General features: G+C 41.3%; 20 protein-coding genes and 5 tRNA genes. 22 read left to right on the forward strand and 3 right to left on the reverse strand.

The window, feature by feature from the left end; genetic code table 11:
• Positions 1-129: 129 nt before the first annotated feature.
• The 18 genes from LIR34_RS15880 to dhaS all read left to right on the forward strand — a co-directional run bounded on the left by LIR34_RS15880 (position 130) and on the right by dhaS (position 14,241).
• Positions 130-202, forward strand: a tRNA-Thr gene (locus tag LIR34_RS15880).
• Positions 203-206: 4 nt separating this feature from the next.
• A tRNA-Ile gene (locus LIR34_RS15885) sits at positions 207-280 on the forward strand.
• A 12-nt stretch (positions 281-292) separates the two neighbouring features.
• Positions 293-366: transfer RNA gene (locus tag LIR34_RS15890), tRNA-Asp, on the forward strand.
• Positions 367-374: 8 nt separating this feature from the next.
• Positions 375-447: transfer RNA gene (locus tag LIR34_RS15895), tRNA-Val, on the forward strand.
• A gap of 11 nt (positions 448-458) precedes the next feature.
• A tRNA-Leu gene (locus LIR34_RS15900) sits at positions 459-544 on the forward strand.
• A gap of 143 nt (positions 545-687) precedes the next feature.
• Positions 688-933 (forward strand): hypothetical protein, encoded by a 246-nt coding sequence (locus tag LIR34_RS15905; protein ID WP_173903232.1) that lies wholly within the window; start codon positions 688-690, stop codon positions 931-933.
• Positions 926-1,330, forward strand: coding sequence for a PIN domain-containing protein (locus tag LIR34_RS15910; RefSeq protein WP_207718750.1), 405 nt, complete (start codon positions 926-928; stop codon positions 1,328-1,330). Before LIR34_RS15905 ends, LIR34_RS15910 begins: the two co-directional genes overlap by 8 nt.
• An 18-nt stretch (positions 1,331-1,348) precedes the next feature.
• A complete protein-coding gene (locus tag LIR34_RS15915; RefSeq protein WP_173903234.1) occupies positions 1,349-2,548 on the forward strand; it encodes a phosphoenolpyruvate hydrolase family protein in 1,200 nt (399 codons plus the stop codon).
• Positions 2,549-2,716: 168 nt separating this feature from the next.
• Complete coding sequence (locus LIR34_RS15920) at positions 2,717-3,940, forward strand: Tm-1-like ATP-binding domain-containing protein (protein ID WP_173903235.1); 1,224 nt, start codon at positions 2,717-2,719, stop codon at positions 3,938-3,940.
• 26 nt (positions 3,941-3,966) lie between these two features.
• Complete coding sequence (locus LIR34_RS15925) at positions 3,967-4,797, forward strand: phosphoenolpyruvate hydrolase family protein (protein WP_173903236.1); 831 nt, start codon at positions 3,967-3,969, stop codon at positions 4,795-4,797.
• Between the two features lie 75 nt (positions 4,798-4,872).
• Positions 4,873-5,664, forward strand: coding sequence for an HpcH/HpaI aldolase family protein (locus tag LIR34_RS15930; RefSeq protein WP_173903237.1), 792 nt, complete (start codon positions 4,873-4,875; stop codon positions 5,662-5,664).
• A 3-nt stretch (positions 5,665-5,667) separates the two neighbouring features.
• Positions 5,668-7,002 carry a hypothetical protein gene (locus LIR34_RS15935; RefSeq protein ID WP_173903238.1) on the forward strand — a complete coding sequence of 445 codons (1,335 nt, stop codon included), beginning with the start codon at positions 5,668-5,670 and terminating at the stop codon, positions 7,000-7,002.
• An 18-nt stretch (positions 7,003-7,020) separates the two neighbouring features.
• Positions 7,021-8,385, forward strand: a complete 1,365-nt coding sequence (locus tag LIR34_RS15940; RefSeq protein WP_173903239.1) for an MmgE/PrpD family protein — start codon at positions 7,021-7,023, stop codon at positions 8,383-8,385.
• 4 nt (positions 8,386-8,389) lie between these two features.
• On the forward strand, positions 8,390-9,718 hold the full coding sequence (locus tag LIR34_RS15945) for a sodium/glutamate symporter (protein ID WP_173903240.1): 1,329 nt from the start codon (positions 8,390-8,392) through the stop codon (positions 9,716-9,718).
• Between the two features lie 15 nt (positions 9,719-9,733).
• Complete coding sequence (locus LIR34_RS15950) at positions 9,734-10,597, forward strand: isocitrate lyase/PEP mutase family protein (RefSeq protein WP_173903241.1); 864 nt, start codon at positions 9,734-9,736, stop codon at positions 10,595-10,597.
• A 170-nt stretch (positions 10,598-10,767) separates the two neighbouring features.
• Positions 10,768-12,039 carry a 2-hydroxyacyl-CoA dehydratase subunit D gene (locus LIR34_RS15955; protein ID WP_161286486.1) on the forward strand — a complete coding sequence of 424 codons (1,272 nt, stop codon included), beginning with the start codon at positions 10,768-10,770 and terminating at the stop codon, positions 12,037-12,039.
• The gene (locus LIR34_RS15960; protein ID WP_173903242.1) at positions 12,032-13,681 is read left to right on the forward strand and encodes an acyl-CoA dehydratase activase; all 1,650 of its coding nucleotides are present in this window, start codon (positions 12,032-12,034) and stop codon (positions 13,679-13,681) included. The genes LIR34_RS15955 and LIR34_RS15960 overlap by 8 nt, the downstream gene beginning before the upstream one ends.
• Before the next feature lie 17 nt (positions 13,682-13,698).
• Positions 13,699-14,241, forward strand: a complete 543-nt coding sequence (gene dhaS, locus LIR34_RS15965; RefSeq protein ID WP_265107744.1) for a dihydroxyacetone kinase transcriptional activator DhaS — start codon at positions 13,699-13,701, stop codon at positions 14,239-14,241.
• Positions 14,242-14,298: 57 nt separating this feature from the next.
• Here dhaS and LIR34_RS15970 read toward each other — a convergent pair whose 3' ends face one another.
• The gene (locus tag LIR34_RS15970; protein WP_173903243.1) at positions 14,299-15,306 is read right to left on the reverse strand and encodes a hypothetical protein; all 1,008 of its coding nucleotides are present in this window, start codon (positions 15,304-15,306) and stop codon (positions 14,299-14,301) included.
• A gap of 189 nt (positions 15,307-15,495) precedes the next feature.
• Positions 15,496-16,611: a tRNA 2-thiouridine(34) synthase MnmA gene (mnmA, locus tag LIR34_RS15975; RefSeq protein ID WP_173903244.1), complete on the reverse strand. Its 1,116-nt coding sequence runs from the start codon at positions 16,609-16,611 to the stop codon at positions 15,496-15,498.
• Between the two features lie 266 nt (positions 16,612-16,877).
• Here mnmA and LIR34_RS15980 point away from each other — a divergent pair, with 266 nt between their 5' ends.
• From LIR34_RS15980 to LIR34_RS15995, 4 genes are all read left to right on the forward strand, one after another.
• Positions 16,878-17,015, forward strand: a complete 138-nt coding sequence (locus tag LIR34_RS15980; RefSeq protein WP_161286490.1) for a hypothetical protein — start codon at positions 16,878-16,880, stop codon at positions 17,013-17,015.
• Between the two features lie 213 nt (positions 17,016-17,228).
• Positions 17,229-18,143: a MetQ/NlpA family ABC transporter substrate-binding protein gene (locus tag LIR34_RS15985; protein ID WP_161286491.1), complete on the forward strand. Its 915-nt coding sequence runs from the start codon at positions 17,229-17,231 to the stop codon at positions 18,141-18,143.
• Positions 18,144-18,184: 41 nt separating this feature from the next.
• Positions 18,185-19,195 carry a methionine ABC transporter ATP-binding protein gene (locus LIR34_RS15990; protein ID WP_173903245.1) on the forward strand — a complete coding sequence of 337 codons (1,011 nt, stop codon included), beginning with the start codon at positions 18,185-18,187 and terminating at the stop codon, positions 19,193-19,195.
• Positions 19,185-19,847 (forward strand): methionine ABC transporter permease, encoded by a 663-nt coding sequence (locus LIR34_RS15995; RefSeq protein ID WP_161286493.1) that lies wholly within the window; start codon positions 19,185-19,187, stop codon positions 19,845-19,847. The genes LIR34_RS15990 and LIR34_RS15995 overlap by 11 nt, the downstream gene beginning before the upstream one ends.
• Before the next feature lie 231 nt (positions 19,848-20,078).
• Here the strand turns inward: LIR34_RS15995 and LIR34_RS16000 are convergent, their stop codons facing one another.
• Positions 20,079-21,791 carry an ABC-ATPase domain-containing protein gene (locus LIR34_RS16000; RefSeq protein ID WP_173903246.1) on the reverse strand — a complete coding sequence of 571 codons (1,713 nt, stop codon included), beginning with the start codon at positions 21,789-21,791 and terminating at the stop codon, positions 20,079-20,081.
• Positions 21,792-21,965 lie beyond the last annotated feature (174 nt).

Below are 21,965 nucleotides of genomic sequence, written 5' to 3' on the forward strand. Positions count from 1 at the left end.
GTTAAGACACCGCCCTTTCACGGCGGTAACAGGGGTTCAAATCCCCTTGGAGTCATTAAAAAATAATAAATGTGATTTTGGGATGGCTTGATTACAACATTTGGTGTATAATACATCTGATAGTTATATGCCGATGTGGCTCAATTGGCAGAGCAGCTGATTTGTAATCAGCAGGTTATCGGTTCGAGTCCGATCATCGGCTTTTTGGACCTTTAGCTCAGTTGGTTAGAGCAACCGGCTCATAACCGGTCGGTCCTGGGTTCGAGTCCCCGAAGGTCCATTATTGTTTTTTGGCCCAGTGGCTCAGTTGGTTAGAGCGCCGCCCTGTCACGGCGGAGGTCGTGAGTTCGAGTCTCATCTGGGTCGTTTTTTAAGGGATCTTAGCTCAGCTGGGAGAGCATCTGCCTTACAAGCAGAGGGTCATAGGTTCGAGCCCTATAGGTCCCATTTTTGAATATGCCGCAGTGGCGGAACTGGCAGACGCCCGGGACTTAAAATCCCGTGGGTAGTGATACCCGTACCGGTTCGATTCCGGTCTGCGGCATTGAAAATCCTTGAGAAATCAAGGATTTTTTTGTGTCTAAAAATCCTTTCGGAAATTTATAGAATATTTTTTGCGGGAATGTTATACTGTAAGTAGTAACCAAGAAGAAATAAGATATAAAATAATGAAAGGGGTAATATATAATGGAAGTTGTTCGTAAGATTGTTGATGCCAGAAAACTGATGTCCATAATTCCATTGCCGGAAACTATGAGAAATAGACGACTGGAAGTCATAGTATTACCTGCAGAAGAAAAAACTTCGGAGCATCCGAAAAATAATAATATAGAAGATATAGTGGATTCATTAGTAGGAATTATTCCAGATACAGGAAGATCATTAGAAGATTATCGTGCTGAAAGGTTGGAAAAGTATGAGAGTCTTGATTGATACAAATGTAATATTGGATGTGTTACTCAAACGATCTCCATTTTATGAAGCAGCAATAGAAGTCTTAAAATTATCTGTGAGGGAAGACATTCAGGAATTTGTTTCAGCTTCAGCAATTACAGACATTTATTATATTGCATATAAGAATATGCGAGATAAAGCGGTAGTACGGGAACTTTTGAAGAAATTGCTTTTAATTGTGTCTGTAGCAGGTGTATCAGAAGAAGAAATACAAAAAGCATTAGAACTGGGATGGAAGGACTTTGAGGATTCTGTACAGTATTCCGTAGCTTTATTAAATGAAATGAATGGACTGATTACTCGAAACGTTAAAGATTATTCATCATCAGAAATACAGGTATGGGAACCGAATCAGTTTCTTGAACTGGTTCAATGAATATAGTGGGATATTGCCATGCAGAGAAAAGAAATTATACAGCAATTAAATGCACAGATTAATATTAATGGACATGTTATTGGGGCGGTTGTTGGTTCTGGAATGATTGCAAAGTGCGTAATCCATGGAGGGTCAGATCTCCTTTTGGCATTAAGCGCAGGTCGATATCGTGTCGCAGGTAAGGGATCTCTGGGAGGATATCTTTGTTATCGTAACAGTAATGATATTGTAAAAGAATTTGCGAGTGAAGAGATTCTGCCAATTGCAAAAAATACACCTACATTATTTGGACTGTTTGCACAGGATCCTTTTATAAACCTGTATGATTACTTTAAAGAAATAAAAGAACTGGGGTTTGCAGGAATAACAAATTTTCCAACGGTGGCGTTAATTGATGGGAAATTCAGAGAAGCATTGGAAGAAGATGGAAACGGATATGAAACAGAAGTAGAAGCTATCCGGTTGGCTCATTTTATGGATCTTTTTACAGTTGCTTTTGTTACGGACAAGAAGGAAACACTTGCTATGCTTGATGCAGGTGCAGATGTGATCTGTGTTCATCTGGGGCTGACCAAGGGCGGTGTGATGGGTGCATCTAAATATATTTCGTTGGAAGAGGCAAGAAAATTGTCAATAGAGCTATTCGAAATTTGTAATGAAGTACGCCCGGAAGTAATAAAAATGGTGTACGCAGGCCCTGCAAATACACCTATAGATATGCAGTATATGTACCAAAACAGTTCCTGTCAGGGATATATAGGAGGATCTGTATTTGACAGAATTCCGGTAGAGCATGTGATCCCTAATATGACAAGAGCCTTTAAAACAAAAGAAAAATTTAATCCCAATGATCCCTTTATTAAATTTTCAAATGATAGATGGAATATGAAACAATACGTGAATTTTATCAAAGAGTATATTGATGAAAATTATTCCAAGGAAATTCAGCTAAAAGACCTGGCGACAATCGTGCATGTATCGGTTTCTTATTTAAGTATTTGTTTCAAAAGAGAAATGGGGGTTTCTTTTACAGAATATCTGGTGCGTTATCGCATAAATAAAGCAAAAGAAATTCTGCTGGAAAAAAATATCACATGCAAGGAAGCGGCATATTATGTTGGGTATGAAGATTATGTACAATTTTCCAAGATGTTTAAGAAATATATAGGCTGTACACCAACTCAAATACAAAAAGACAAAATAAACACAACAAAATAAAAATAAACCTCTGATATTAAGAAAATAAACACAACAAAATATAAAATAACAACATTGTTAATTCGTAAATAAAACAGTAGAATCTAATTGTAAAGTAACAGAAGATTCTACTGTTTTTTGTTTGGACAACGATAAAACATGAAAATTAATTACAGAAAGGAGATTAGAATGAAAACACTTGCTATTGCTGGAACATTTGATACAAAAGGAAAAGAATTCAAGTATATTCAGAGTATTGCAGAAGAATTAGGGCTGTCTACTTTGATGATTCATACAGGTGTTTTTGAACCAGAATTTAAACCGGATGTTTCAAATGAAGAAGTTGCATTAGCTGCTGGCTATGATATCAGAGACATTGTAGAAAAAAGAGACAGGGCGTTGGCTACAGAAGCATTATCCAAAGGTATGAAAATTTTGATTCCAAGATTATATCAGGAAAAAAGATTTGATGGAATCATATCGTTTGGAGGATCAGGAGGCACTGCCTTAGTAACACCTGGAATGCGTGAACTGCCCATAGGTGTACCCAAAATAATGGTTTCGACTATGGCTTCCGGAAATGTAGAACAGTATGTGGGTACAAGCGATATCATTATGATGCCATCAATTGTAGATGTTGCGGGATTAAATAAAATTTCCAAAACAGTATACAGGAATGCGATACTTGCTATTGCCGGAATGATCCTTCAGAATGATCAGCTGAAGCTTGAAAATCTGGAAGAAGAATACAAACCTCTTATTGCTGCAACAATGTTTGGTGTAACAACACCGTGTGTAAACTATGCAAAGGATTACCTTGAGAAAAAAGGATATGAGGTACTCGTATTTCATGCAACAGGTACTGGTGGAAAAACAATGGAATCACTGATTCAGGCAGGTTATTTTGCAGGAGTATTAGATCTGACAACAACTGAATGGTGTGATGAGGTTGTTGGAGGAGTCCTGGCAGCAGGACCGGCACGATGTGAAGCTGCAGCAAAGAATCATATACCACAGGTAGTATCTGTAGGGGCATTAGATATGGTTAATTTTGGCCAAATGGATACAGTACCGGCAGAATTCAGGAATCGAAATTTATACAAACATAATCCTGGTGTGACCTTAATGAGGACAACAGCAACAGAATGTAAAGAAATTGCAGATAAACTGGTAGAAAAATGGAACCTGTCTTCAGGAAAAACAGTTTTATTACTGCCATTGAAGGGCGTTTCTATGCTGGATGCAGAAGGACAGAAATTCTATGGACCGGAAGAGGATAAAGTTTTATTTGATACATTAAAAGACGGACTTGATAAAGAAAAAGTCCAGATTGAAGAACTTGACTGCAATATCAACGACCAGCAGTTTGGTGAAACAGCAGCACAAAAACTAATAGATCTTATGAATAAATAATAAACAAAATCAGGAGGTACGTAATTATGTTAAGAAAAACAAGAAGTGAGATTATGAGAGACTTTAAAGAGCAGGTAGCACAGGGCAAAATCCTTGTTGGTGTAGGAGCCGGTACAGGAATCACAGCAAAATGCAGTGAAAAAGCAGATGTAGATATGCTTATCATCTATAATTCAGGCCGTTTCAGAATGGCAGGCCGTGGTTCTCTATCAGGATTGTTATCTTATGGTGATGCAAATAAGATCGTTCAGGAAATGGGACAGGAAGTTCTTCCAATTGTAAAGAAAACACCGGTACTTGCAGGTGTATGCGGAACAGATCCTTTCCGTGTAATGGATATTTTCCTGAAACAGCTGAAAGATCAGGGATTCAATGGAGTGCAGAACTTCCCAACAGTAGGATTGATCGATGGAAAATTCCGTGCAAACCTGGAAGAGACAGGAATGGGATATGGACTTGAAGTAGATATGATCCGGGAGGCACATAAACTTGATATGCTGACATGCCCGTATGTATTTGATCCGGAACAGGCAAAAGCAATGGCAGAAGCTGGCGCAGATATCCTTGTAGCTCATATGGGACTTACAACAAAAGGTTCTATCGGAGCAGAGACAGCAGTTACCCTGGATGATTGCTGCACAAAGATCAGAGAGATTATTGCAGCAGGACGCGAAGTAAATCCGGATATCATGGTAATCTGCCATGGAGGTCCGATTGCAGATCCGGAAGATGCAGAATATGTAATCAAAAATGTACCGGAGATTGATGGTTTCTTTGGAGCATCTTCCATTGAAAGACTGGCATCAGAAAGAGGAATGACAGCGCAGGCTGCAGCATTTAAGGCAATTCAGAAATAAAATCAGGGTTAAGTATTGGGTGTAAAAGGGAAGAGCGAAAACTTTTCCCTTTTAATATAAATGGGGGATAGCAAAATGAAGAAATCATTTAAAGAACTGATAAGAAAAAATAAAGAAGAGAATAAAAAATTCATAGGAACATTTGCACATTTACCATGTGAAGATACATTAGAAATCCTTGGATATGCAGGGTTTGATTTTGCAATCATTGACATGGAACATTCACCAATTGCAAAAGAAGAATCTATCAGATATATCAGAGCTGTCGAAACATCGGAGATGATCCCTATGGTCAGAGTGCCAGATGTGAATGATGAAACAGCAATCAGAAAAGTACTGGACAATGGTGCAGCAGGTGTGGTAATTCCAGGAATTTCAACTGCGGATATGGCAAGACAGGCTGTAAAATATTCGAAATTTTTCCCAGAAGGAAAAAGAGGAGCATGCCCGTTAGTTCGTGCTAACAAGTATTACGTAAATGGAACAGATGGACATTTTGAAAGAAGTAATAAAGAAGTATCTATCATGCTGATGGTAGAAGGCAAAGAAGGCATTGAAAATTTTGATGAAATCGTGAATGTACAGGGCGTGGATGCGGTGTTGTTTGGGCCGGTAGACATGTCGGTTTCTCTGGGACATGCAGGAGACGTAAATCATCCAGAAGTAACAGAAGCAATTACCAGACTTATAAAAAAGGCAAATGCAGCAGGAGTATGTGTGGGAATGACTGCTTTTGCAGCAGAGGATACAGGAAAATGGATAGATGCAGGGGCTGATTTTATTCTGGTAGGATGTGATATTTTGTTATACGCAGAAGCTGTAAAAGCTGCTGTTAAGACGGCAAGGGGGCAGATGAAAGGAGCGTAAAAAATGACCTTTACTAATGTATTTTACGGATTTACGGAAATAGCGATTTTATTATTAGCAGGTGTGCTTATTAGAGATATATTCAAACCGATTCGAAAAACTTTTTTGCCAGCATCCGTAATTGGCGGTGTAATAGGCTTAATTCTTGGACCTCAGTTTTTAAATGTTATTCCTATTCCAGATTTATTTGGGCAGCTTGCAGGGCCATTTGGTGTGATCATGATGACATCAGCAGTGTTTGGAATAGAGCTTAAATTGGGAAAACTTAAAAATTCTGCAAAATATACACTTATGATGTTTGGAACATGGGGAGCACAGTGTGTAATAGGATTAGCTCTCGGAGAACTTCTGCGAAAATGGTTTGATCTGCCTCAGGGGTGGGGAATGCTGGGAGTTGCTTCATTCTTTGGTGCGCATGCGATCGTGCCAAGTGTATCTACAGCATACGAAAGTGTAGGAGCAGAAACTGCACAGGCGGTTATGGGACTTGGAATGACAATCTCAACAATTGGTATGGTTGTTTCTTTTATTCTGGGTTCCATACTTGTAAATATTGCTGTCAGAAAAGGCTGGACAAAATATATGCAAAAACCAGAACAGGTACCTGCGTATACTCTTGGTGGAATTATGCCGGAAGAAAAAAGAGAATCTCTTGGAAATACAGTAACATCTGAAATTTCCATAAATTCTGTTTGTATGCAGTTTTGTTGGCTGCTTCTTGCCTTTGGAATTGGTTACGGAGTTATTAAAATCGTACTTTTGAAATATTTTGGAATTTCGGTATTATCTAATATGCCAGATTTAGCCTGTGGAATGATCGGAGCAATTATTTTGTGGCCAATCTTAAAAAAGATAAAACTGGAAAGATATGTAGACCGACGTTCCAGCGTACAGATCGCAAATGGCTGTCTGGATTTTATGATTTGTGGTGCAGTGGCATCTATTCAGCTTGATATCGTAGCTGATAATTTAGTTGCTATTACTGTTTTATGTGCTGTGCTGACATTATTTGTAACAGTGTATTGCCTTGTTGTTATTCGAAAGACCTGCAGAGAAGACTGGTTTGAAAAAGCTGCTATTTTATTTGGTCAGAATACAGGAAGTACGGCTTCTGGACTTACATTATTAAAGATGGTCGATCCTGAGATGGAAAGTACTGCTTTGGAGGATTTTGGCATCTTTCAGAGCACACTTGGACCGGTTACGGCAATTTTAATGGCAGTATTTCCAGCGGTGATTGTATCATCAGGAAATATCACAGTTCCAATGATCGGAGGGATTATTGTTTTTGTTCCAGCAATGATTGTTCTTGTGTGCAGCATAATCAAAAAAGCATAAAGATTTGGGAGGGCGATTATGACGTTATCTGAAAAAATTGTGGATTATGTAATAAGCTTAAATAAAAAAGAGATTCCGGAAATGGTTTATCTGAAAGCACAGGAGCATTTTCAGGACACAGTTGCCTGCATTATGGCAGGAGCTGGAAAGGAAGCAATTCGGTTAGCAGTAGATTATTGTGTGGAAACAACAGGAAGTAATGCATCATCGGTAATAGGATATAAAGATGTAAAACTAAATAGCGGAAATGCAGCAATGGTAAATGCGATGGCGGCTCATATATGTGATTACGATGATATGAGTATGGAGCTTAATGGACATTCAAGTACAGTTCTTGTTCCGACAGTTTTAGCTGTTGGAGAAGAAATGCAATGTAGTGGAACTGAGATTCTGGATGCTTATATTACAGGAATTCAGATCAACAGTGTATTAGGCCGCTTGGTGGCAAATACAAAAATAGATCCGGGTTGGAATCTGACATCGCTGGTTGGAATTTTTGGTGCAACTATAGCAGCAGGTATTCTGTATAAACTGTCCAGAGAGCAATTGATTAATGCAATTGGGATTGCCAGCGGGGAAGCATCGGGAACAAAGGTAAATTACGGAACTATGACAAAAGATCTTACGGTTGGAAGAACAGCAGAAAAGGCTATTTTTTCCTGCAAATTTGCAAAGAAAGGATTTGAGGCAAAAACAACAGCCCTGGATGGAGATAACAGTATATTAAAAATAGCTGCTTCAGATATAGATTTTTCGGAAGTTGATGCGATTCTGAATGACAGATTTGAACTGATTTCTCCAGAAATTACTATAAAACCATATCCGACATGTCGAGGAAATCATAGTGGAATTGATGCTATCTTATACATTAAACAGACATATGATTTTGACTGTCATAATATTCAAAAGATTATATGCAATCTGGGGTCTTTTTCATATGAATGTGACAGGTACCATTATCCAAAAACGCCAACAGAGGGAAAATTCAGTCTGGCATATTGTATAGCGTTAATTTTAATAAAAGGCAGAATACAGATCAGTGATATGGAAGGTGAGAATATCACAGACCCGGAAATTTGTGAGCTGATGAAAAAAGTTGAGATTATTTTAGATAAGGATACAGAATACAGTCAGAAATGTGAAATGTCTGTTATCTTAAAAGATGGAACAACTTTTAAATGCGAAAAAAAGATTCCTAAGGGAGACCCATGTATTCCTGTTTCCAAAATAGAACAGAAAGAGAAATTCAAAGGCTGTTGTGAAAGGTTATCAGAGAAAACAGACCCAGAAGAACTCTATATGTTTATTAATAATATAAGAAATATTGATAACATTGCAGATTTTATAAGTAAAATTAACTCTTATAACCAGGAGGAGGTGTAAATTTATGACATTTACAGATGTATTTTATGGACTGACAGAACTTGGCGTACTTCTCATTGTAGGAATGATTATTCGAAACAAAATCAAGATTTTTGCGAAAGCATATATTCCGGCATCTGTAATTGGTGGGGTATTAGGGCTGATTTTGGGACCTCAGGTATTGGGCTTAATAACGATTCCCGATATGTTTGCACAGTTAGCAGGGCCTTTGGGTGTAGTGATGATGACTTCAGCCGTTTTTGGAGTTGATATCAAAGTGGGAAGATTAAAATCTTATGCTACATATGCCTTTCTTTTATTTGGAATCTGGGGTGCACAGTGTACACTGGGATTATTGATAGGTGAACTGGTAAGAAGTGGTTATGATCTTCCAAAAGGCTGGGGCTTTTTGGGAGTGTGTTCTTTTTATGGTGCACATCAGATTATTCCAGGTATGTCAGAAGCATTTAAAGTTGTCAATGAGGATTTGGCAGGTATGATGCTCAGTCTGGGAATGACTACTTCAACAATTGGCATGCTTCTTTCTTTTATAGTAGGAGCTGTTCTTGTAAATATTGGTATTCGACGTAAATGGGCAAAATATATGGAGACTCCGGAAAAACTTCCGGAATATATGCTTGGTGGCGTTATGCCGGCGGATAAACAGAAAGATCTTGGAAAAGAAGTTACAACAGAGATCAGTGTAAATACGATTGCACTCCAATTTAGCTGGCTTTTATTATCTTTTGCAATAGGATATGGCATTATAAGAATACTGCTTGTTCAAGTGGCAGGAATAGAAGTATTGAATAAACTTCCGGATTTGGCGTGTGGAATGATTGGAGCCATGATTTTATGGCCGGTGCTGAAGAAATTTAAAATGTCTGGATATGTTGACAAGAGAGCAAACAGTCAGGTTGCTAATGCATGCCTGGAATTTATGATTATAGGTTCTATTGCATCTATTCAGCTCAGTACAGTGAAAACATATATTGTTCCGATACTTATACTGTCAGTTGTGATGTTTGCATTAACAGTATTTTATTGTCTGGTTGTTATCAGGCGTGTATGTAAAGATGATTGGTTTGAAAAAGCAATGGCTGCATATGGACAGAATACTGGCAGTTCTGCATCGGCGTTCACATTAGTAAAGATGTTAGATCCGGATATGAAGAGTACAACATTGGAAGAATTTGGAATCTACTGCGGAACGTTAGCACCATTTACAAACTTTTTTATGACATTGTTCCCAACGATTATTGTTGCAACAGGCAGTATTATGATTCCTTCTGTGGCGGGTGCTGCAATATTTGTACCAGCACTGCTCCTGTTTTTTATGAGTTTTAGAAAGTGACAAAGGAGACTGGATATGGATAAAAAGAAAAAGTTAAAGCATCTTATGGAAAAAAATGGAATTATTGTTCTAGCAGGAGTACATGATGCGTTAAGTGCAAGAATTGCACAGGATGTTGGATTTCAAGGGATAGCTATGTCAGGAAATGGAGCTATGGCATCTCTTTTGGGACGCCCGGATCTGTCTTTGGCGACTATGACGGAAATGACTGGACGAGCGAGACAGATTGCGTCTTGTGTAGATATTCCTATGATGAGTGATGGAGATTCAGGATATGGAGGATTAAATAACATACGCAGAACTGTAGAGGAGTTTGAAACAGCAGGTGTATCCGCAATATCTTTGGAAGATCAGATTACACAAAAAAGATGTGGTGCATTAGGAGGTGTGGAATTAGTATCTGCTAAGGAACATGCCGATCGAATTAGAATCGCCGTCAAATCAAGAAAAGATCCTGATTTTATGATAATTGCAAGAACAGATGCAAAAGCTGTCTATGGTCTGAATGCTGCGATTGAAAGAAGCTGTGCTTATGCTGAAGCAGGAGCGGATATGGTATGGGTTGAAGGTCTTCATAGTCTTGATGAAATCAAAACCGTTGTTAATAATGTGGGAGTACCTGTATTCTATAATATTTATGAAGATTCTCCGGAACATTGTTATCAGATCTGTGAGCTGGAAGATGCAGGAGTAAAAATGACAATGAACTGTTTAACGTCTACGCTTTGTGCAGCAAAGACATTAAAAGAAATCTATAAGGAATTTTATCTGACTGGAACAACACGAAATGTAGCGAAAGACATGATGGATATGAAGGAATATACAAGAATTCTGGGGATTGAAAGAGAAACTCGGATCAATGAGCTGCTGAATGATTAAAGCTATAAACAATTAAAATCAGTCGTTAAGAAAGCCGTTATAAAATAGGTGAAAAAGTTACTGTTCACAGCAACTTGAAAAATCATCTATGGAGTATCGGCTTTTTTTATTCTTGTCAGAACCCGCAATTTGCTATATACTGTTTGGAAGAAAGGCGGTCAGACCAAAATATGGAGATAGTGAAGACATTTGGAAATTACATAGAGAAATGGTGTGAAACGTCACCGGAAAGAGCGAGGTGGCTTTTAAAGACAGGATGGGAAGCGCAGAACCTGAAATTTCGTTTTCTTCCAGAAGGGCAGTTGAATCCATCGGATCAGTATCTGGCCGGCATGATGATGAACGTTATGACACAGCCGCTGAAGCATCCAGAAAGTTCGGTTATGGTAAGTGTATTTACTCCGTGCGAACTGCTTCAGGAGGCAGGACTGTATCCATACAATGTAGAAAGCTTTTCCTGTTATCTTGCGGCATCACAGGTAGAGAGACCTTTTCTTCAGGGAGCAGAGGATTCTGGAATTTCAGAAACACTTTGCAGTTATCACAAGACATTTATTGGAGCTGCAGAAAAGGGCCTTCTTCCGAAACCGAAATGTATCGTTTATACGAACCTGGCGTGTGACGCAAACCTTCTTACATTTCACAGACTGGCAGAGTTTTTTGACATCCCGGTTTTTTCTATTGATATACCATCCGCACAGACACCGGCAAATGTGTCTTATGTAGCAACACAGCTTCGAGCCCTGGTTCCTTTCCTTGAGAAAGTAACCGGCAGAACTATTGATGAATCAAAATTGAAGGAACGTCTTGCAAGAAGTCGCAGGACATTGCAGAATTACGACAAGTTTCAGAGTGCAAGAGCAGATAAATACATACCTTCAGACCTTGTTTCTCCGCTTTACAGTGGAATGACAAACAACATTCTTCTTGGAACAGAGGAAGAAGAACTTTATACACAAAAACTTCTTGAAGATGTCAGCAAAGCCCCTGCAAAAAAAGGCAGACATATCTACTGGATGCATACGATCCCGTTCTGGTCACAGGCGGTGAAAGATGCACTGCTTTTGAAAGAGGAAGCACAGATTGTAGGATGTGAGCTTGCACAGGTGGTAGATATCACGAAGCATTCTGAGGATCCTTATGAAGAAATGGCACTGCGCCTTGTATATCATGCACTGAATGGTCCTGTTTCCCGTAGAATCGATGCAGGAATCCGTCATGCGAAACAGGCAGGAGCTGATGGTGTTGTCTGGTTTAACCACTGGGGCTGCAAGCATACTCTTGGGGGCTCCAGGATTGCCAAGAAACGCTTTGAAGAAGCGGGCATTCCGCTGTTGATCCTGGATGGAGACGGCTGTGACAGAAGTCATGGCGGAGAAGGACAGACTTCTACGAGACTGGGAGCATTTCTGGAGATGCTGGGGGATTTTGATCATGAATAAAACATATTATGTCTGTAAATATACACCGGTGGAACTTCTTGAAGCATTAGGCGGAGAATGTGAGATCCTGAATGATATGCCGGAGGGATTTGATCTGGCAGAGCAGGTGGCGCATCCGAATATCTGTGGTTTTGGTAAAGCAGTCCTTGAGGCAGTTCTGGCAGGAAAAGTAAAAGAACTGATCCTGGTAAACTGCTGTGATACGATCCGAAGTGTCTATGACATTCTGGAAGACAGCGGTGAACTGGACTTTTTGTATATGGTAGATATGCTTCACTGTGATACAAGCTGCAGTCGTGAAAGAACTGTGGCACAGTTAAAGGAACTTGTAAGAGCTTACGGCGAATACAAAGGAACTACGTTCAGTAAAGAAAAATTTCTCCAGGCTTTTCATCCGAAAAAGAGAGCACAGGATCCGCACATTGCAGTTCTTGGAGCGAGAATGGGAAATGAACTGTTTCAGATGACGCAGGATGCCATGCCGCTGCCTGTAGTAAATGAGACCTGCGTCAACAATCGTTCTGTGGGAACTGCACTTCCGGAAAAAAATCTGGACTTTGATCAGCTCATGGAATGGTATGCGGAGGAACTTCTTCACCAGATCCCGTGCATGCGCATGATGGATCATGCAGGCCGTAAACAGCTTTATCAGGATCCATCTTTAAAGGGAATCATTTATCATACCGTAAAGTTCTGTGATTTTTACAGCTTTGAATATTCTGATATCAAGGGTCATACGGATGTGCCGCTCCTCAAGATCGAATCGGATTATACCGTACAGAGCAGCGGACAGTTGAGCACACGTCTGGAGGCCTTCGCAGAGAGCCTGAATATAGAGACAGAAACGAGAAAGGAGAACACCATGGGTAAGGGATATTTTGCAGGAATTGACAGCGGTTCTACCAGCACAGATGTTGTGATACTGGACAGAGAGAGAAAGATTGTCTCCAGTGTGATCATGCCAACAGGAGCAGGGGCTGCAAATGGTGCGGAGCGTGCACTGGAAGAAGCACTCAGACAGTCCGGTCTGAACAGAGAAGATATCGATGCAGTTGTAACTACGGGATACGGAAGAACTGCGATATCTGATGGCGACAAAAGTATCACAGAGATCACCTGCCATGCAAGAGGAGCTCATTTTCTGGATTCTTCTGTCAGAACGGTCGTTGATATCGGCGGTCAGGACAGCAAAGTTATCCGTCTGAACGATGACGGTTCGGTCAAAAACTTTGTCATGAATGACAAGTGTGCGGCAGGCACAGGACGTTTTCTGGAGATGATGGCAAAAACTATGGAAATGAGCCTGGATGAACTTAGCAAAGTAGGACTTTCCTATCAGGAGGACATTACGATTTCCAGCATGTGTACAGTTTTTGCTGAATCAGAGGTGGTTTCTCTGATTGCGCAGAATAAAGCAACTGATGATATCGTACATGGATTGAACAAAGCAGTTGCTGCCAAAACAGCCTCCCTCGTAAAGCGTGTTGAAGGAGAAGAGGCATATATGATGACCGGCGGCGTTGCACAGAATCAGGGCCTTGTCAGAACATTGGAAGAAAGACTGGGAACAAAGCTGGTGATCAGCGATAAATCACAGCTTTGTGGAGCTCTTGGGGCAGCATTGTTTGCGGCAGAAATGTAAGAAGGAGGGTATTTATCGTGGCAGGCTCTAATATTACGAAGCGTACACTGGCATCTGCATTAAAGGAATTAATGGAATCTACCCCATTTACCAAAATTACTGTTTCTGATATCTGCGCAAAGTGCAACATGAACCGTAAGAGTTTCTACTATCATTTTAAGGATAAGTTTGACCTTGTAAACTGGATTTTTGATGTGGAATACTTAAGTCATATACAACTTGGAGTAGATCTCATCGGATGGGACAGTGTACTTCATCTCTGTGATTATTTTTATAAAAACAAAGATTTCTACAGAAAAGTAATGAAAGTAGAGGATCAGAATTCGTTTGCCAATCATTTCCGGGATATTGTAGGACCGGTGATGGCAGAGGATATTAAGGAAATTCTGGGAGAACAGACGAATACAGAGTTTTATGTAACTTTCTGGAATGATGCTATTATATGTTCGCTTGGCAGATGGATTTCAGACAGGAATCCTGTACCTCCAAAAGAATTTGTCAGATTGCTCCAATCCTGTATTAAGGTAGTTGTAAAGACGCATGAGAGACTGGAAGGATAAGAATAGCCTTATTCATTCGAAATATATCACGAATGAATAAGGCTTATTTTGTGCATTTTATTCAGCAGATACCTGGCTGAAGATATCTTTGAGGGGCTGCTGGAAGAAATTACAGGATGTTTTTAGGGGAACTCTTCCTGGAGCATAAAGGGTTCCATCAGCATCAAATCCTACAACACTTGCAGGTGAGGAGATAATATTTCCAATCTTCTCTGTATCGTAGAAGAAATCCAGAGGAACCGTTCTGTAAAGCTGGGAAATTCGAGAATTCTCTACCGTCTGGTATACAGATCTGCGGGTTTCCTCAGTACAGTCAGGTTCAGCGAGAACTGCGGCAAACAGACTGTGCATTTCTTCTGCAAAACGGAAATAAGTACCGCACAGGATATCAGAGCTGCTTTCATCAGAATAAACGTTATAAAGAGAATATAGAAGCTGATGATCTCTGAGTATCAGACAGGCAGTTTCCGCCTGATCTCCATAAGTTACTGCAAATAAGAGATTGTTCAGCGTCTCAGCAGTTTCGGCGAAATCCTCTGTTATATCGGAGGTATCGCACAGTAAGATAACTGCACAGTCAGGATTGCTTCGGATAAGTGGAAGAACTTTGGCAGGATCTTTTGGGACTGTAATAAAGTAAGTGTAGATGCCAAGTCCTTTTCCCTGTGTCAGTACAGACTGATAATCAGAGAGAAAATCAGGGCGGGCGGTGTCAATGATCATGGAGAGAAGCCATGGTACATTGATATTCTCAGTTCGTTTCAACTTACGTATTATATGGGCACCGGAGGTACAGCTGTTGTATCCGAGATCCAGTCCGAATTCGAGCAGTTTTTCCTTATCCATATGTTTAAGAGCATCCGCGATCAGTGGGTAGTAAGGACTGTTTTCATTATTCAGAATTGCCCGCGACATCTCAAAGAAAGACTGCTGAAATCGTCCATTTGCAAAATTCAGAGCCATATCTACGAGATTTCGTGCACATCGTTCAGGGGATTCATCCGAATCCTTGAGTGCGGTTTTGATAAAAGTTTTTATGATGATTCGAGAAGTTTTTGCTGTCATTTTGATATCCCTTCGATATAAAAAATGTAAAATACAGATAAAAAAGATCATTTCTATTCTGTAATATCTTTACATTTATTAAATCATAAAGTGCAGGGCTATTCAATAGACATTATAAAAGACCTGTCCTAAAAAATACCGGAAATCAGAAACTCCAATTTCCGGTAGATATAAAAAGAGATGTACAGGTTATTTCTCATTTATTTTGCAGAGTGTCTGGGCTGCTTCCTCGCTGAGGATCGTGCCTCCGCCAAGTACCATGTCTCCGTCATAGAGAACAGCGGCCTGTCCGGGTGTGACAGCTCTCTGCGGTTCCTGGAAGGTGATTCGGATAAGGTCTTCTCCGAGTTGTTCTACGGTAGCTGGCTGCTCCGGCTGACGGTAGCGTGTCTTGACCTTGCACTGAATGGGTTTATCCAGATGATCCCAGGGGATCAGGTTGATATCGTTGATATAGCAGTAATTACTCATAAGGTCGTCCTTGCCTCCGAGGATAACCTTATTGGTATCCAGGGACTTGCCGCACACATAGAGGGATTCCGGTGCTGCAATTCCGAGCCCACGGCGCTGACCAATGGTGTAATGAATCTGCCCCTTGTGTCTGCCGAGGACTTTTCCCTCCTTATCTACGAAATCACCAGGTTCGGAAGCCTCTCCGGTATACTGTTCAATAAAGGTCGCATAATCCCCGTCTGGCACAAAGCAGATATCCTGGCTGTCCGGTTTATCGGCATTGATAAAGCCCTGCTCCTGTGCAATCTCACGGATTTCCTTCTTGGTGTAGGTGCCAAGAGGAAAGAGCGTGTGGGCAAGCTGATCCTGCGTCATGGCGTAGAGTACATAGCTCTGATCCTTGGTAGGATCCAGCCCCTTCCTGAGAAGGAAACGTCCGGTCTTAGGATCCTGCTCTCTGCGGGCATAGTGACCGCTTGCAATGTATTCACATCCGAGTTCTCTTGCCTTATCGAGAAGTGCTGAGAACTTGAGAAAACGGTTGCAGTCGATACATGGATTCGGTGTGCCGCCGTGGAGATAGGTGTCTGCAAACTTATCAATGACACTTTGATGGAATTTCTCCTGCATGGGAAATACATAATAAAGCATGCCGAGACGTGCAGCAACACTTCTGGCATCTTCTGTATCAGAAGGAGTACAGCATGCCCGGTGTCCCGGATAGCTGCACTGTGGATTATCATAAAGCTTCAGAGTGGCACCGGCGCAGTCATAGCCCTGCTGAACCATCAGATAGGCTGCAACGCTGGAATCAACACCACCGCTCATGGCAATGATTGCTTTTTTATTCATAATTTTTCTCCTGTCAATGAAAGAATAGGTGTTCCTGTTCACCGTGAACAGTTGCGAATTAATCAAGAGTATGGTATCATTATAAGAAATTAGTGTCAAGCAATGAAGAAATGCATTTGGGAAAAATTAAAAATGTGTTGACATTGTGAAGAAGACATGATATATTCAACCTATCGGAGAAATAGGTAATACATTTTCCGAGACGGAATGTATTTTGACGTTGACACTATGAATGTAGTGAATATTAAAAAGAAGGAGGAAGAATCATGGTTACAGGAAATGCAGTTCAGAGGGAAGTCATGTGTATGATGGATCAGGGGATGTGCATGAACATGTACATGTCTATGTTTTGCTGTACTTCTATGTATCAGAGACTTCCTGAGATATCTGCTGATTTTATATAAGAGAGCAGATACCAAGATGTAAATAAAGCATTTTTTAATGTGGCAGATTGCATGAACAGGGAGACTCCAGAGGACTTCCTGTTATTTTTTTTACAGAAACATTACAGAGCAGGTTTCTGTTTCATGGATTTTATCCAAATCACATTCATGCAGGAAGTCATTTACAACTGAATAAAAAGACTAAAATATAAATGAATAAGAGAGGGAAAAATCATGAAAACAAAGAAAATTATCACAGTATCACTTGCAGCAGCACTGGCAATCGGAGCACTTACAGCAAACGGCGTTCTTGTAAGCGCTGATGCAGAGAAAGGAACCATCAAAGTAGCAGCTTCCGCAACACCGCATGCAGAGATTCTGGAAGAAGCAAAACCAATCCTCGAGAAAGAAGGATGGGATCTGGAAGTTACGGTATTTGATGATTATGTACAGCCAAACCTTGTAGTAGAGAGCGGAGATTTTGATGCGAACTATTTCCAGCATATTCCGTATCTTGACAACTTCAACGAAGAGCAGGGAACACACCTCGTAAATGCAGGCGGAATCCACTATGAGCCATTTGGAATCTATCCTGGCAAAAAAGAAACTCTTGATGATCTGGAAGATGGCGATACGATCGCAGTTCCGAACGATACTACAAACGAAGCAAGAGCACTTCTGCTTCTCCAGGACAACGGTGTGATCACTCTGAAAGACGGAGCAGGACTTGAGGCAACTGTCAAGGATATCGAAGAAAACCCGAAGAACATCAAGATCGAGGAGCTGGAAGCAGCACAGGTTTCCCGTGTCAAAGATGAAGTTGCATTCGTAGTATTAAACGGTAACTATGCACTGCAGGCAGGATATTCCGTATCCAATGACTCCATCGCACACGAAACTTCTGATTCCGAGGCAGCAAAAACTTATGTAAATGTCATTGCAGTCAAAGAAGGAAATGAAGACAGCGAAGCAATCAAAGCCCTGGTAGACACTCTGAAATCTGATGAGATCAAAGACTTTATCAACGAGAAATACGACGGTGCAGTTGTTCCGTTCGAGGATTCCACAGATGACACAGAAAAGGCTGCAGACGAAGCAGCTGACACAGATGCTGAGACAACAGAAGCAGCAGAGGCTGACGCAGAATAACAGGAATTCAGGTATTTTTAAGGGACAGGGGGAGAAATGAAATGGAACCGATGATACAGGTTGAAAACCTCTGCAAGCGCTTTGAAACCAAGGGCGGAACTGTAGAGGCAGCCAAAAACATCAGTTTTTCTATCGAAAAAGGAGAGATCTTTGGAATCATCGGTCTCTCCGGTGCAGGCAAAAGTACACTGGTGCGATGTCTGAACCTTTTGGAAAGACCAACATCAGGAACAGTAAAAGTTAACGGCAAAAATCTTACGGAGCTCTCAGAAAAAGAGCTCCGTAAAGAGCGTCAGAAGATAGGAATGATTTTCCAGCATTTTAATCTTCTTATGCAGAGAACAGCACTGGATAATGTCTGTTTTCCGATGGAGATTGCCGGGATCGGGAAAGCGGAATCCCGCAAAAAGGCTCTGGAATATCTTAGGATTGTAGGACTTGAGGAGAAGGCTCTTTCTTATCCGTCCCAGCTTTCCGGAGGCCAGAAGCAGAGGGTGGCGATCGCCAGAGTACTGGCAAGTGATCCGCAGATCCTTCTCTGTGATGAGGCGACCAGTGCACTGGATCCTCAGACAACCAAGGCAATCCTGGAACTGATCAAAGAGATCAACAGAGACTATGGAATCACAGTTGTTGTTATCACACATGAGATGAGCGTTGTGCAGGAAATCTGCGACAAGGTAGCAGTTCTGGAGAGAGGTTCTCTGGTAGAAACGGGAACGGTGGAAGAACTGTTCCGAAATCCAAAGACAGACGAAGCCAGAAAACTGGTATTCAGTGGAAGAACCCAGATTAAGGAAATGAAAGGCAAACGCCTGGTTCGTGTGACCTTCCGGGAGAAATCCTCTTTTGAACCGGTAATTGCGAATCTGGTTCTGACATACAGAACGCCTGTCAATATTCTGTATGCAGATACAAAGAACATCAATGGACAGGCACAGGGCGAAATGATCCTGCAGCTTCCGGAACTTGAGGAAGTGGCAGATAAGATGATCCAGTACCTGAAAGAAATCAATATGGGAGTAGAGGAGTTGAAGGAAGATGTGGGATGATCAGACAATTATGATGCTGCTGGAAGGCACAAGAGATACATTGTATATGACTCTGGTATCTACATTCTTCGGATATGTCCTGGGTCTTCCGCTTGGAATTCTTCTGGCAGTTACAGACAAAGAGGGAATTCGTCCAAATGCCCCTCTCTATAAAATTCTGGATGTTATTGTGAATATTCTTCGAAGTATACCGTTTCTGATTCTTCTGATCCTGGTGATTCCACTCACCAAGCTGATCGTAGGACAGAGCTATGGTTCCAGTGCGACAATTGTTCCGCTTGTGATCGCGGCCGCTCCGTTTATTGCACGTATGGTAGAGTCTTCTCTTAAGGAGGTAGAGCCAGGTGTGATCGAAGCTGCTGTCAGTATGGGAGCAGGAACAGGAACCATTATCTGGAAGGTTCTTCTCGCAGAGGCAAGAACTTCTCTTCTTGTAGGAGTGACCATCGCAGTAGGAACCATCCTTGGATACTCTGCCATGGCAGGTACCGTTGGCGGAGGCGGTCTTGGTGATATCGCGATTCGTTATGGATATTACCGCTATCAGACAGACATCATGCTGGTTACGATCGTGATCCTTGTCGTGCTAGTACAGATCCTTCAGGGAATTGGAATGATGCTTTCCAGAAAATTAGACAAAAGAAAAGCCTGAAAGATATAATTATTTTATAAATTTTATAATTTTATTAGAAAAAAGACAAAAACTCCTCACATTTATATTGTAAGATGTAATTGTCTTAAAGGAAAAGCCTTTTAAGACCTTCGGCAACACTTCAATGCCGGGAGAGTTGCCGGAACTCTTTCCTTTCCCTAAAAATAAAACAGAACTTTAAACTGCCGCCATTTGGTAAGATTCACCGGGATGGCGGCAGTTTTCTGTTTATTACCTCCGATAACGATTAAAACAGGAATAGATTTCCTGGAGTCTTGGCATGGCATAGCCACAGGAAATATAAGAGCCTCCGGACAGGAAGGAGAGTCCGTTCTGCTCAAGCTGTCCGGAAAGAATTTCAATGATGTCTGTGACAGTGTGGCGGTCATCGGCAAGCTTTTCGATGGCATATTTGAGAAGCAGTCCAAGTGCTGCTGTCTGCTCCGGATCAATCAGCTGCTCCACGTAGCGGAGATCTACATCCTGTTTTCCAATCAGGAATCCATCTTTTCCATATACTTTTATTTTGAGCTGTTCCGGGCGGCCGGCGTTTCTTCCGTGTGAGCGGATGGAAGGAGCCTGCTTTTTCATGATGCGATGACTTGTCGGAAAGGCAAAGGCTGATGCTTTGACAGGATTCAGAGGATATTTTCCACATAATGCCCTGACTTTTTCGGAGATATCCACAGGATGATAGGAATCCATCTGGATAATCGTGTCTGCAATGTGGAAAAATGCTCCGGAACTTCCGGCTACGAGGATTGTGGATATCCCGGCCTTTTTATAAAGATCTTCGGCACGTTCAAGAAATGGGGTAATTGGTTCTTTTTCTCTGGATATCACTTCCTGCATGAAAGTATCACGCACCATGAAATTTGTGGCAGACGTATCTTCGTCCAGCAGGAAAACTCTGCTTCCGGCTTCCATTCCCTCTACGATGCCAGCCGCCTGGGAGGTGCTTCCACTGGCGTCTTCTGTAGAAAAACAACGAGTGTCTTTCTTATTCGGAAGATCATTGATGAACAGAGAAATATCTACATCCTTAATAAAACGTCCGTCTTCGGAGCGAAGTTTCAGCGCGGTATCGTCTGTGATGACATATTCGCGGCCGTCACCGGAAATATGGTTGTATACACCGAGTTCCAGAGCATTCAGAAGCGTAGATTTGCCATGGTAGCCGCCGCCCACGATCAGGGTAATGCCGCGCGGGATTCCCATGCCGGAGATTTCTCCCTTATGCGGAAGAGCCATGGTGACACGCAGAGATTCCGGGGAAATAAAAGGGACGGAATCTTTCATTGGACGGGAAGAAATCCCGCTTTCTCTCGGAAGAATGGAGCCGTCAGCGACAAAGGCGACAAGATTTCCTGAAGAGAGCTGCTTTCGGATACAGGTCTGATCTTCAGCAAGAAAAATAGCATCTTCCAATTCTTTATGGTTTGTATTTTTGTAGAGAAAGGCCTTTTGTACACAGACCGGAAGAAAATCAAAGAGAATCTTTTCCAGTTCAGTGGCGTTGATCGTTCTTCCATTTGCTGGAAATCCGATAAAGAAACGGGCGATGATTTCTTTTTCTGTGATCTCACAGGCGGTACGTTTGAGAACTTCCTGTCCGCAGTGACTGATGGAGATCAGGCCACTTTTGCCGGAGCCTTTTGCACGGAAGGTATAGTGGACGATCTGTTTTTCAAACTGTCTGGTGAGATAGTCGGAAAGGGTCATGCTGGTGACGGAATCTTTATAATATTCTTTTGGAAAACCGGCTGTTTTGTGCGGGATCCGGATACTGATGTGAGAGGGAGAGGCAAAAGGATCTCCCTGTACATGATCAATGGAGAGAATATAATTATTGAACTGATAGCTGCCTTTCAGAGCTTTGTAGGCAGGGTAGCTTTTTTTGTGGACAGAATGCAAAAGATTCTGCAGATCGGTGGATTGCTGCATAGATGACCTCCATGGATAAGATAATAATTTATAACTGTGAGGGTACTGAACAGTTACAATAATCTTATTGTAATGACACACAGGAATTTTTCAAGAAAAAACTGTAAAAAATAAGGAATAAATGAGGTACTTGTAACGGTTCACAGATGATATGTTGCTGTGAACCGTTACGGT

The sequence above is a fragment of the Blautia sp. MSK17_66 genome (assembly GCF_020538025.1).
Lineage (GTDB): Bacteria > Bacillota > Clostridia > Lachnospirales > Lachnospiraceae > Blautia_A.

Coding starts and splice junctions, on each gene's coding strand:
- LIR34_RS15905 (WP_173903232.1), top strand. CDS start 688: ATGGAAGTTGTTCGTAAGATTGTTGATGCCAGAAAACTGATGTCCATA.
- LIR34_RS15915 (WP_173903234.1), top strand. CDS start 1,349: ATGCAGAGAAAAGAAATTATACAGCAATTAAATGCACAGATTAATATT.
- LIR34_RS15920 (WP_173903235.1), top strand. CDS start 2,717: ATGAAAACACTTGCTATTGCTGGAACATTTGATACAAAAGGAAAAGAA.
- LIR34_RS15925 (WP_173903236.1), top strand. CDS start 3,967: ATGTTAAGAAAAACAAGAAGTGAGATTATGAGAGACTTTAAAGAGCAG.
- LIR34_RS15930 (WP_173903237.1), top strand. CDS start 4,873: ATGAAGAAATCATTTAAAGAACTGATAAGAAAAAATAAAGAAGAGAAT.
- LIR34_RS15935 (WP_173903238.1), top strand. CDS start 5,668: ATGACCTTTACTAATGTATTTTACGGATTTACGGAAATAGCGATTTTA.
- LIR34_RS15940 (WP_173903239.1), top strand. CDS start 7,021: ATGACGTTATCTGAAAAAATTGTGGATTATGTAATAAGCTTAAATAAA.
- LIR34_RS15945 (WP_173903240.1), top strand. CDS start 8,390: ATGACATTTACAGATGTATTTTATGGACTGACAGAACTTGGCGTACTT.
- LIR34_RS15950 (WP_173903241.1), top strand. CDS start 9,734: ATGGATAAAAAGAAAAAGTTAAAGCATCTTATGGAAAAAAATGGAATT.
- LIR34_RS15955 (WP_161286486.1), top strand. CDS start 10,768: ATGGAGATAGTGAAGACATTTGGAAATTACATAGAGAAATGGTGTGAA.
- LIR34_RS15960 (WP_173903242.1), top strand. CDS start 12,032: ATGAATAAAACATATTATGTCTGTAAATATACACCGGTGGAACTTCTT.
- LIR34_RS15970 (WP_173903243.1), bottom strand. CDS start 15,306: ATGACAGCAAAAACTTCTCGAATCATCATAAAAACTTTTATCAAAACC.
- mnmA (WP_173903244.1), bottom strand. CDS start 16,611: ATGAATAAAAAAGCAATCATTGCCATGAGCGGTGGTGTTGATTCCAGC.
- LIR34_RS15980 (WP_161286490.1), top strand. CDS start 16,878: ATGGTTACAGGAAATGCAGTTCAGAGGGAAGTCATGTGTATGATGGAT.
- LIR34_RS15985 (WP_161286491.1), top strand. CDS start 17,229: ATGAAAACAAAGAAAATTATCACAGTATCACTTGCAGCAGCACTGGCA.
- LIR34_RS15990 (WP_173903245.1), top strand. CDS start 18,185: ATGGAACCGATGATACAGGTTGAAAACCTCTGCAAGCGCTTTGAAACC.
- LIR34_RS15995 (WP_161286493.1), top strand. CDS start 19,185: ATGTGGGATGATCAGACAATTATGATGCTGCTGGAAGGCACAAGAGAT.
- LIR34_RS16000 (WP_173903246.1), bottom strand. CDS start 21,791: ATGCAGCAATCCACCGATCTGCAGAATCTTTTGCATTCTGTCCACAAA.